Source organism: Chryseobacterium luteum (genome assembly GCF_000737785.1).
Taxonomy (GTDB): domain Bacteria; phylum Bacteroidota; class Bacteroidia; order Flavobacteriales; family Weeksellaceae; genus Chryseobacterium; species Chryseobacterium luteum.
Genome location: NZ_JPRO01000041.1, coordinates 1 through 10,766 on the forward strand (window position 1 = coordinate 1; position 10,766 = coordinate 10,766).

Annotated in this window: 9 protein-coding genes; 6 read left to right on the top strand and 3 right to left on the bottom strand. The window is 42.4% G+C overall.

The features are described from left to right. Together IX38_RS21490 and IX38_RS21495 are read left to right on the top strand one after the other, a co-directional pair. Positions 1 to 2,177 (top strand): tetratricopeptide repeat protein (locus IX38_RS21490; protein ID WP_034708114.1); only part of this gene is annotated, 2,177 nt, incomplete at its 5' end. A gap of 78 nt (positions 2,178 to 2,255) precedes the next feature. After that, the gene (locus IX38_RS21495; protein ID WP_034708117.1) at positions 2,256 to 4,025 is read left to right on the top strand and encodes a TonB-dependent receptor; all 1,770 of its coding nucleotides are present in this window, start codon (positions 2,256 to 2,258) and stop codon (positions 4,023 to 4,025) included. Positions 4,026 to 4,266: 241 nt separating this feature from the next. Here IX38_RS21495 and IX38_RS21500 read toward each other — a convergent pair whose 3' ends face one another. The 3 genes from IX38_RS21500 to IX38_RS21510 are packed head-to-tail and all read right to left on the bottom strand — an operon-like array spanning position 4,267 to position 5,475. After that, positions 4,267 to 4,677: a 5-fold beta-flower protein gene (locus IX38_RS21500; RefSeq protein ID WP_034708120.1), complete on the bottom strand. Its 411-nt coding sequence runs from the start codon at positions 4,675 to 4,677 to the stop codon at positions 4,267 to 4,269. Beyond that, positions 4,674 to 5,135, bottom strand: coding sequence for a hypothetical protein (locus IX38_RS21505; protein WP_034708122.1), 462 nt, complete (start codon positions 5,133 to 5,135; stop codon positions 4,674 to 4,676). The genes IX38_RS21500 and IX38_RS21505 overlap by 4 nt, the downstream gene beginning before the upstream one ends. 49 nt (positions 5,136 to 5,184) lie before the next feature. Beyond that, positions 5,185 to 5,475, bottom strand: coding sequence for a hypothetical protein (locus IX38_RS21510; protein WP_034708124.1), 291 nt, complete (start codon positions 5,473 to 5,475; stop codon positions 5,185 to 5,187). Positions 5,476 to 6,025: 550 nt separating this feature from the next. Between IX38_RS21510 and IX38_RS21515 the strand changes: the two genes are divergently transcribed. The 4 genes from IX38_RS21515 to IX38_RS21530 all read left to right on the top strand — a co-directional run bounded on the left by IX38_RS21515 (position 6,026) and on the right by IX38_RS21530 (position 10,292). Then, entirely contained in the window at positions 6,026 to 6,922 is an 897-nt protein-coding gene (locus IX38_RS21515) for a hypothetical protein (RefSeq protein ID WP_228378023.1), read from the top strand. 180 nt (positions 6,923 to 7,102) lie between these two features. Continuing rightward, entirely contained in the window at positions 7,103 to 8,029 is a 927-nt protein-coding gene (locus tag IX38_RS21520; RefSeq protein ID WP_034708128.1) for a beta propeller repeat protein, read from the top strand. Positions 8,030 to 8,222: 193 nt separating this feature from the next. Beyond that, positions 8,223 to 9,158 (top strand): beta propeller repeat protein, encoded by a 936-nt coding sequence (locus IX38_RS21525; protein WP_228378024.1) that lies wholly within the window; start codon positions 8,223 to 8,225, stop codon positions 9,156 to 9,158. Between the two features lie 192 nt (positions 9,159 to 9,350). Further along, on the top strand, positions 9,351 to 10,292 hold the full coding sequence (locus IX38_RS21530; protein WP_034708130.1) for a beta propeller repeat protein: 942 nt from the start codon (positions 9,351 to 9,353) through the stop codon (positions 10,290 to 10,292). The last annotated feature ends 474 nt before the right edge of the window (positions 10,293 to 10,766 follow it).

Below are 10,766 nucleotides of genomic sequence, written 5' to 3' on the forward strand. Positions count from 1 at the left end.
ATGACTATACTTCTGCATATCCGCACCTTAAAGATTATTTGAGTGTACAGCAGAACCCTTCTGAAAATGACCTTTATGAAATGGGATTTGTGGCTGCACAGCTGAAAAAATATGATGAAGCGGTTTCTTATTACAACCAGCTTGTCAACAGCAATTCGGCGCTGGCACAGAATGCCTACTATCAGCTTGGAAATGCCTATCTGGCAGTAGATAAAAAGCAGGAAGCCCTTTCGGCATTCCGTTCCTCTTACCAGATGGACTACGATGCTAAGGTTAAGAAATTAGCGCATGAACAGTATGCAAAACTAAGCTACGATATCGGAAACCCGTTCGAAAGTCCTTCTGCGGTGATCCAAAGCTATATCAATAACAATCAGAATGAGGCCAATGCTCCGGAAATGAGGTCACTCCTTGTGAAATCCTATTTGTATTCCGGAAACTATAAAGAAACCCTGAACGCGATCGACAGGCTTCAGAATTCTACTCCCGAGATCAATAAAATAGATCAGGAGGTCTCTTATTTATTGGGAACAGAGGAATTCAACAAAGGAAATTATGATGAAGCTGAGAAATATTTCCTGAGAAGTTTAGGTTTCAATATCAATAAAGAATTTTATAACAGAGCATTATACTGGTTAGGCCAGGTGTATTACCAAAAAGGGAATTATCCGTCTGCCATTGCCCGTTATGAGAAACTCCTTAACGAAAACTTCCCTGAAAAACAGCAGCTTCCGTATGATTTGGGCTATGCTTATTTCAAAGCTAAGAAATTCGATCAGGCACAGACCTATTTCAAACAGTATCTGAGCAATCCGAAGCCTGAATTCAAGAATGATGCGGAGCTCCGTATGGCAGATATTCATTATGCCAACAATGATCTGAACGAGGCGATTGCGATTTACGATAAGAACGAAGATGCCACAGACTATACTTTATACCAGAAAGCGATGGCTTTAGGATTTAAAGGGGACACGCAGGCGAAGATAACCAATCTTAAAAATCTTTTATCCAAATATCCGGACTCTGAGTATTATGACGATGCTCAATACGAAATCGGAACGGCATATTCTGCTCAGGATGATTTTGCGAACTCCAATGATTATTTTGCAAAAGTGATCAAAACCTCTTCGGATAAAGATCTTATTGCCAATGCATCTATTTACAGGGCACAGAATTATATTGACCAGAACGAAAATGATAAAGCGCTCACCGAGCTTAAATCTTTGGGAGAGCAGTATAAAAATACGGCTTATGCTGAGAAGATCGTTCAGGCTGCAAAACCTGTTTTCACGAAGAACGGGGATGTTTCCGGATATGAAAGCTTTGCAAAAAGTATCGGGGTGAATATAGATGCTTCCGAGATCGACGAGATCAACCTTTCTACCGGAAAACAGTATTTCACAAAGAAAGATTATGAGAATGCCATTTCTTATTACGAAAAATATTTAACGCAGAATCCTACCGGAGAAGGTCTTTATCAGGCTAAATACGAGCTGGGAGAAAGCTATTATCAAACCAATAATGCTACTAAAGCTCTTCTTGTCCTTCAGGAAGTGGCCTCGGTACAGAATGATTACCAGGATGATGCACAGACCCGTCTGGCGCAGATCTTCATAGCCCAGGGGAATACGGCAGAAACCAAAAAATATCTTGAGAATATTAAAAACTCTTCCGATATCAGCATTAAGAACTACGCTAATGTAGAACTGATGAAAATGTATGCGGCTGAGAAAGATTTCTCTCAGGCTGAAAAGCTGGCAGATGCAGTAATTGCAAATACGAAAAACTCGGCAGCCGTTATTGAAACCGCAAAAGTGATCAAGGCAAGAAGCTTAATGAATTCGGGGAAAGATAAAGATGCGCAGGCAGCTTATACTTCGCTTGAAAAATCTTCCAACACATCGGTGGCAGCAGAAGCATTGTATGCAAAGGCTTATTACCAGAATAAAGGAAAGGGATTCAAGTCTTCAAACGAAACCATCTTCAAGCTGGCCAATAATTATGCATCCGAAGATTATTGGGGCGCAAAAGCTTTGGTACTGATGGCTAAGAACTACGTTGGGCTGAAAGATAATTATCAGGCAAGCTACACCTGCGATCAGATCATCGAGAACTATAAAGATTTCCCGGAGATTGTAGCAGAAGCAAAAGAGGTTAAAAAGCAGATTAAAAAGTAAAGTGTATAAAGTATAATGTACAAAGTCCAGTAAATACATTATGCATCCCAGATTATACATTAATACAAATATTGAGCAATGAACAGAAAAATTCAATTATTATCCATATTATTTTTAGGGTTTTCGCAGTTTGCGTTTTCCCAGATCAAGGAGGAAAAACTGATTCTTAATAAGAAGCGGGAGCCGGAGGTGAAGAAGATCGAGAAGAAGAAGACCTCCGTGGAAACGATCAAGAATTATCCGCCGGAAGAGAAATCCCAGAACCCTGTAAAATATACGATTACAGATGTACCTGCGGTTTCGGATTTTAAAACTTCCACGATTCAGGGACAGGATGTGACTCCGAAGTTTGAAGGAACAGCCCAAAACAATTACCTGCAATTCGGGATGGGTAATTTCGGGAAAATTCTTGCAGATGCCAATATTTCCAAGACGATCAATAATAAGCTGGAAGTAGGAGCAGATTTCCATTTCCTTTCTACCCTGGGGCTGAAAAAAGAATATGCCTGGGATTCCAAACAGAGTTCTACGGCAATCGGAGCTTACTTAAATTCATACGGTGAAAAAGGAAAATTCAATCTGAATGCTGAATATGGGCTTGATAATAACAGGTATTACGGGATCTATGCGCTGGAACCGGCTGCGGATGTAGATTTGAAGCAGAGGGTGAGCCAGTTCAAAGTGAACGGGTATTACGATTTTTACTCCAACGAAATTTTAAATGATGTAAGGGTGAAATCCTCTTTCCTGAAAGATCATTTTGATGCACAGGAAAACCAGGTTTCCATTTTGGCGAATTTTTCTAAGCATGCTGTGGAGATCGGGAAATCAGGCATCAACTTAAATGCGGACTTAGGCGTAGGATTGGAAGCTGTGAAGACAGAATTTGCAATGGTAGACAAAAATTCATCCAACTTCTTTAATACTACTTTGGACCCGAAAGTAACTTTCAGAAAAGGAGATTCTTATTTAATGTTAGGATCTACATTCTCTTTCCTGAATGCTAAAAATTCAAATGATCCGCTTGGCGGAGAAGTGAAGACCGATAAAACGTACTGGTTTCCACAGGCTGAATTCCAGTTTGCTGCTGCTAAAGAATTCAAATTCTATGGCGGTGTAGACGGAGGCTTAAAGCTTAATACGTATGGAGATCTTTTACAGGCCAATCCATTCATTGTTTCTGACCAGTTTTTAAAGCCTACAGAGACTCAGTACCATTTTTATGTAGGTTTACGCGGGGATATTGATGAAACGTTCAAATACGACTTCTCTGCCGGTTACGGAAAGATGAAAGATATTATGTTTTTCAAAGGAAACAGCCTGTTTGATGATGTATTTACCCTGAACCGTTCTGCTTATAATTTCGCGAACACGTTCTCTGCGGTTTATGATGACGGAAATGTAAGTGATATCAAGGGAAGTGTACAGTATTTCCCGCTTGAAAATCTTATATTGGACGGAGAGGTAAGGTTTACCAAGTACGACCTGAAGAACTACGAGGATATATACAACGTTCCTTTAGTCAATGCAAGCATCGGTGCGAAATACACCATGCTGGATAAAAAATTACTGTTAGGATTCAAAGGCATCTTTGCCAGTGACAGAACCACCAATTCTTTTGCCATCGAAGGGGTAGCTAATCCGGGAATGGTTTACCAGTCTACTGAAAACAAAAATGATAAAGTAGGCGGCTATGCAGATTTAAATCTTTCCGCGGAATATAAGTTCCACAAAAACTTCAGCGTTTTCGCCATCGGAAACAATCTTCTGAATTCCAATTACCAGACGTATAAAGGCTATAAAGTCTTAGGTGCACAGATTCTGGGAGGTGTGAAGATTACTTTCTAAGCTTGAAGACATATTCAAAATAATAAAAACCTTGCATTCTAAAATGTAAGGTTTTTTTTTATCATTATTTCATGACTAGACACGTTTTAGCCGAAAAAATTGAATCTGAAGAAAACGCATTACAAACACTGAAATTAAATTCCGTGCCTGATCACATTTTACGGATTGATAATAGACAAACTTGCAACTGTTGATGTCTTTTCTGAAAATGGTTAATGGTGTAAGGCATAACCCACGATTATCAATTCAATTTAAAGAAGAAAAAAGCCACTGCTGCCCATTCTTTTTTAACTCCGCTAGCATAGCCGAGGGTGCCATGACTGCTATTTTCTACAGTTCCGTTATCTTTAATGTAACCAATGGTTGAGTGACTGCTGTTTTCTACCGTTCCGTCTTTTTTAACATAGCCAACTGTAGAACCGCTTTTGTTTTCTATAGTTCCATCACTTTTGATTCTGCCAATAGTGCTGTGACTTTTATTTTCAATAGAGCCGTCATTTTTAATGTAACCTACTGTGGAATGGCTGCTGTTTTCTACCGTTCCGTCCGATTTGATATAGCCTGCTGTACTGCGGCTTCCTGATTCAATGGTTTGTGCATTTGCGAATGAAATGCCGGCTAAAACGACAGCAAAAGTTAATAGTTTTTTCATGAAAATTTATATTTATTTTTAAAGTTAAAATCATTTTGAGTGATGAAACAGGCGTGAATTTTTGTGGAATCTCCTATCGGGTTTAAGGCTTGCAAATCTTCATCATTTTCTAATTCTGTCAAAAATCCTTCTTCGGAATCGGCAGTTCCGAAAACAATCCACGGTTCCCCAAAATCTGTTTGCATATAATACACCGGAACATGCGGTTTTCCGTAATCTGAGTAGAAAATATCCCCAATCGGATACCCGTGTAATTCGCCTACAAGTGCAAAAATCTTCTGTGCATAGAGGTTTCCGGCATAACTGATGAGCATATTACGTTGAGCCGATTCGTATTCCGAACTTTCATCTTCCTCATTCTGGGAACTGTTGCTGAAATACGGGCGGACCGTCCGAAACAAAAAATACTGCCTGCCGGAGGTTATATAAAGGCTGAAAATATACTGTTCGCTTCCCATTGGAATTAGTTTTTGTAACCTGAAAAAGAATTATAAAGCATCAAAATGGTTATTCAATTTCATCATGACTTTCTGCAATTGCAAGATGTAAAGAATTTTTATGATTTCCGTTAATGACATTTTTAATTTTTACTCCATTGTCAATTAAGAATTGAGCTCGCCAATTGTCTGTCATAAGAAAGTGACCGGGGCTATGATGGTAAATTAATCCATTCAAAGCTGTATTTCCATTTTTATTCAATGCTTCTGTCGAATAGCTTGTTAATATTCTGTCGGATGGACTCGCTGAGGCGCCGGGAGAACTGGTTTTTTTGTAGTTGATAATTGGTCTTTGCTTCATTATGTTTGAGTTATTCAAAGATATTGGCTATTCTTTTTGCGTTATTAGTTTGATATATATGGTCAATTCAAAAATAAGGATTTTTTGTTCTTCAACAAGTATTTCCAACAATTTCTCTTTTGCCATGGGGTACTGTCTAAAATGGTTGTAATGGTGTTTATTTCCTGTATGTGTTAAGCTGATACTCATTTCAATAAATAATGCCAAATAGTTGTCGCGATTGCTGTCAAATTTGCCCTTACATCTGATGAAAAGGAATATTTCCTGAAAATTCCTCAGAAAGAAGCAGTAGATGAGACGGTTGCCAGGCGGATTTATGCAGGAAAGAGTGAAAAATTTACACAAAAGAGAAAGTTCCGGGTTTCTCTTTTGTGTTTTACAGAGATTTCTTTAAATGAGGATGAAATATAAGTTGTGTTAATAATTAATTAAAAATTGTATATATAGGTAATATTTACATATTTTTAGACGATTTCTAGCTAAAACCAATAAATTATGACGATTAAAAAGATAATATTCAGGAGTAATATCATTATTAACTTACACACATATGGAGAGCAACATGGATACTAGAGACCCACGGTTCAGCGGACTCAGCATTACCACTGGAACCGTTCGCTACTCAGACCTCAGTTACTTGATTACCACGAACGACATTTCTATCAGCGAAGGTTATACGGGTTCGATACTGATCTCTCTGGATTGTGGAACCTGGGGGGCCGGGACAGTGCCCTGGCTTGCCTGTTCCGGAACAGTCTGCCATGTGCCGGCCGAACGTTACCTGGTGTTGGGCACTGATGGATCGGTGCGAGCCAGTGGGGGTGGCGTTATAAGGGAAGAAGCGTCTATCACAAGCTGTGGAATTGACCCAAGAAAACGCGGCCCTCTTCGTGAAATACGCGGTATCGCAAAAGGTAGAGCTTATGCCGTGGGAACTTGTAGGCAGGCGTATGTTCGAGATGGCGAAGATCAATGGAGATGCATTGATGAGAGCGCCCAGGTTGGTGATATCCCGATTACTGATACCAGCTTCGAGTCTATTGATGGTTTCAGTGAACAGGAAATTTATACCGTGGGTTGGGAAGGAGAAATCTGGAAGTACGACGGGTCTGTCTTCAGCCAGCAGAACAGTCCGACCGGTTTGGCACTCTACAAAGTTCGCTGTGCACCAGACGGATTTGTCTATGCCTGCGGCCAGCTCGGAACCTTGCTTAGGGGACGCAATGATCAATGGGAGCTGATTGAGCATGACAGCACCAAAAAATCTTCTACCAGTTTCGTCTATCGGCTGGAAGATGGGAAGCTCTTGCCCGTTGATTTCGGGGATGATATTCCACGCACTTGTTATCACTTGAGCGCAGCCGATGGAATCATGTGGTCCATAGGGGCCAAAGATGTAATGGAGTTCGATGGTTCGGACTGGAAGCGGTGTCTTCAAATTGATTAATCCGGCTGTCTAAGCCAGGCAACCCCCTTTGGCATTGTAGAAATAATTTGAATTTAAATTGAGAAAAAAATAGGTGCTTTTAGAGAATTGTTTTTAACTAAAACCAATAAATTATGAAGAATAAAAATATAATACTTAGGAGTAACATAGTCGTTAACTTACACACATATGCAAACCAATATGGATACTAGAGACCCATGGTTCAACGGACTCAGCATTACTACTGGAACCGTTCGCTACTCAGACCTCAGCTATTTGATGACCAGAAGCGACATCACGATCAGCGAAGGTTACACAGATTCGATACTGTGCAGTCTGGATTGTGGAATCTGGGGAGCCGGGGCAGTGTCATGGCTTGCCTGTTCGGGAACGGTCTGCCATGTGCCTGCCGAACGTTACCTGGCGCTGGGTGCCGATGGATCGATAGAAGCCAGTGGTGGTGGCGTTGTAAAGGAAGAAGCACCCATCGCCAGTTGCGGAGTAGACCCGAGGAGGCGCGGCCCTCTTCGTGAAATACGCGGTATCGCAAACGGTAGAGCCTATGCCGTAGGAACCTGCCGGCAGGCCTATGTTCGAGATGGCGAAGATCAATGGAGATGCATTGACGAGAGTGCCCAAGTCGGTGATATTCCGATTACCGACACTAGTTTCGAGTCTATTGATGGATTCACCGAACAGGAAATTTATACCGTGGGTTGGGAAGGCGAAATCTGGAAGTACGATGGTTCTCTCTTCAGTCAGCAGAACAGTCCGACCAACCTGGCGCTCTACAAAGTTCGCTGTGCACCAGACGGATTTGTCTATGCCTGCGGCCAGCTTGGGACCTTACTTCGGGGACGCAATGATCAATGGGAAGTGATTGAGCATGACAGCACCGAAGAAGACCTCTGGGGTATGGAGGTTTTTGATGGACAGTTATACGTGTCTTCTACCAGTTTCGTCTATCGGCTGGAAGATGGGAAGCTCTTGCCCGTTGATTTCGGAGATGATATTCCACGTACTTGTTATCACCTGAGCGCCGCCGATGGAATCATGTGGTCCATAGGTTCCAAGGATATCATGGAATTTGATGGTTCGAACTGGAAGCGAATTTTGCGAATTGACTAATCCTGCTGTCTAAGCCAGGCAACCCTTTGGCATTGTCTTTCTGATCTGTGATAGAAATAATTTGAATTTAGAATTCATGGATAGTATCATAAAGAATGTGAAATGTGGGTTGTGTTTTTAACTATAAAAAAATAAATTATGACGATTAAAAAGATAATATTAAGAAGTAACATCACCGTTAATTTACACACATATGGAAACTAATATGGATCCTAGAGATCCACGGTTAAGCGGACTCAGCATTAGTACCGGAGTTGTTCGTCACCCAGACCTTTGCTATTGGATTGCCACGCACGACGAGGCTAGGAGTGAAGGTTACACCAGTTCGATACTGTACACACTGTATCGTGGCACTTTGTACGCTGGCCTGGTGCCATGGCTTGCCTGCTCTGGAACGGTCTGCCATGTGCCAGTGGAACGTTACGTGATGTTGGGCACCGATGGATCGGTAGAAGTCAGTGGCGGTGGCACTAAAATCGACGAGATCATCGCCAGTTGCGGAGTAGACCCAAGGAAACGAGGTCCTCTTCGTGAAATACGCGGTATCGCAAAAGGTAGGGCCTATGCCGTAGGAACCTGCCGTCAGGCTTATGTTCGCGATGGCGAAGATCAATGGAGATGCATTGACGAGAGTGCCCAGGTTGGTGATACTCCGATTACCGATACCAGCTTTGAGTCTATCGATGGGTTCAGTGAGCAGGAAATTTATACCGTGGGTTGGGAAGGAGAAATCTGGAAGTACGACGGTTCCGTCTTCAGCCAGCAGAACAGTCCGACGGACCTGGCGCTTTACAAAGTTCGCTGCGCACCGGATGGTTTTGTCTATGCCTGCGGCCAGCTCGGGACCTTGCTTCGGGGACGCGATGATCAATGGGAAGTGATTGAGCATGACAGCACCGAAGAAGACCTCTGGGGTATGGAGGTTTTTGACGGACATTTGTACGTATCTTCTATCAGTTTCGTCTATCGGCTGGAGGATGGCAAGCTCAATCCTGTTGATTTCGGGGACGATATTCCACGCACTTGTTATCATCTGAGCGCAGCCGATGGAATCATGTGGTCCATAGGATCCAAGGATATCATGGAATTTGATGGTTCGGACTGGAAGCGAGTTTTGCGAATTGACTAACTGGCTGTCTAAGCCAAGTAAGCCTTTAATATTGGCTTTCTGATCTGTCATAAATTAATTTGAATTTAAAAATTCATGGACAGTATATGAATGAATGTGAAATGTGGGTTGCGTTTTTAACCACAAACTAATAAATTATGAAGACTAAAAATATAATATTCAGGAGTAATATCATTGTTAACTTACACACATATGGAAACCAATATGGATCCTAGAGACCAACGGTTCAGTGGACTAAGCATTAGTACTGGAGTAGTTCGCTACTCAGACCTCAGCTATTTGATTACCACGAACGATATTTCTATTAGCGAAGGTTATACGGGTTCGATATTATTCTGCCTGGATCAGGGAACCTGGTATGCCGATACAGTGCCATGGCTTGCCTGCTCCGGAACGGTCTGCCATGTGCCGGTAGAGCGTTACGTGATGCTGGGCATCGACGGATCCGTAGAAGCCAGTGGCGGCGGCACTGTAAAGAATGAGGATATCGCCAACTGCGGAGTAGACCCGAGAAAGCGCGGCCCTCTTCGTGAAGTACGTGGTATTGCTAAAGATAAAGGTAGAGCTTATGCTGTAGGAACCTGTCGGCAGGCCTATGTTCGCGATGATGAGGATCAATGGATATGCATTGACGAGAGTGCCCAAGTCGGTGACACTCCTATTACCGACACCAGTTTCGAGTCTGTCGATGGGTTCAGCGAACAGGAAATTTATACAGTGGGTTGGGAAGGAGAAATTTGGAAGTATGACGGTTCCGTATTCAGCCAGCAGAACAGTCCGACGGACCTGGCGCTTTACAAAGTTCGCTGCGCGCCGGACGGTTTTGTCTATGCCTGCGGCCAGCTCGGAACCTTGCTTAGGGGACGTAATGATCAATGGGAAGCGATTGAGCATGAAAGTACCACAGAGGACCTCTGGGGTATGGAGGTTTTCGATGGACAGTTGTACGTATCTTCTACCAGTTTCGTCTATCGGCTGGAAGATGGGAAGCTCTTGCCCGTTGATTTCGGGGATGATATTCCACGAACTTGTTATCACCTGAGCGCAGCTGATGGAATCATGTGGTCCATAGGGGCCAAGGATGTAATGGAGTTTGATGGTTCGGACTGGAAGCGGGTTTTGCGAATTGACTAATCTGGCTATCCTTTTTGTTTCAGGAATTTTAACAAGCGGATCTGCTATAGAATTAATTTGAATTTTAAATTCATGGACAGTATAATAATGAAGGTGAAATACGAGTTGCGTTTTTAACTATAAACGAATAAATTATGAAGACTAAAAATATAATACTTATGGGTAACATAGTTGTTAACTTACACACATATGCAAGCCAATATGGATACTAGAGACCCACGATTCAGCGGACTCAGCATTACTACTGTAACCGTACGCTACTCAGACCTCAGCTACTTGATTACAACGAACGACATTTCTATCAGCGAAGGTTACACAGGCTCGATACTATTCTGCCTGCATCAGGGAACCTGGTATGCCGACACAGTGCCTTGGCTTGCCTGTTCGGGAACAGTCTGCCATGTGCCTGCCGAACGTTACCTGGTGTTGGGCACTGATGGATCAGTGCGAGCCAGTGGGGGTGGTGCTGTAAAG

Bases quoted from the DNA above. Each gene is read 5' to 3' on its own strand.
- IX38_RS21500 (WP_034708120.1), bottom strand. From the start codon at position 4,677: ATGAAAAAACTATTAACTTTTGCTGTCGTTTTAGCCGGCATTTCATTC.
- IX38_RS21520 (WP_034708128.1), top strand. From the start codon at position 7,103: ATGGATACTAGAGACCCATGGTTCAACGGACTCAGCATTACTACTGGA.
- IX38_RS21495 (WP_034708117.1), top strand. From the start codon at position 2,256: ATGAACAGAAAAATTCAATTATTATCCATATTATTTTTAGGGTTTTCG.
- IX38_RS21530 (WP_034708130.1), top strand. From the start codon at position 9,351: ATGGAAACCAATATGGATCCTAGAGACCAACGGTTCAGTGGACTAAGC.
- IX38_RS21505 (WP_034708122.1), bottom strand. From the start codon at position 5,135: ATGGGAAGCGAACAGTATATTTTCAGCCTTTATATAACCTCCGGCAGG.
- IX38_RS21510 (WP_034708124.1), bottom strand. From the start codon at position 5,475: ATGAAGCAAAGACCAATTATCAACTACAAAAAAACCAGTTCTCCCGGC.
- IX38_RS21515 (WP_228378023.1), top strand. From the start codon at position 6,026: ATGGAGAGCAACATGGATACTAGAGACCCACGGTTCAGCGGACTCAGC.
- IX38_RS21525 (WP_228378024.1), top strand. From the start codon at position 8,223: ATGGAAACTAATATGGATCCTAGAGATCCACGGTTAAGCGGACTCAGC.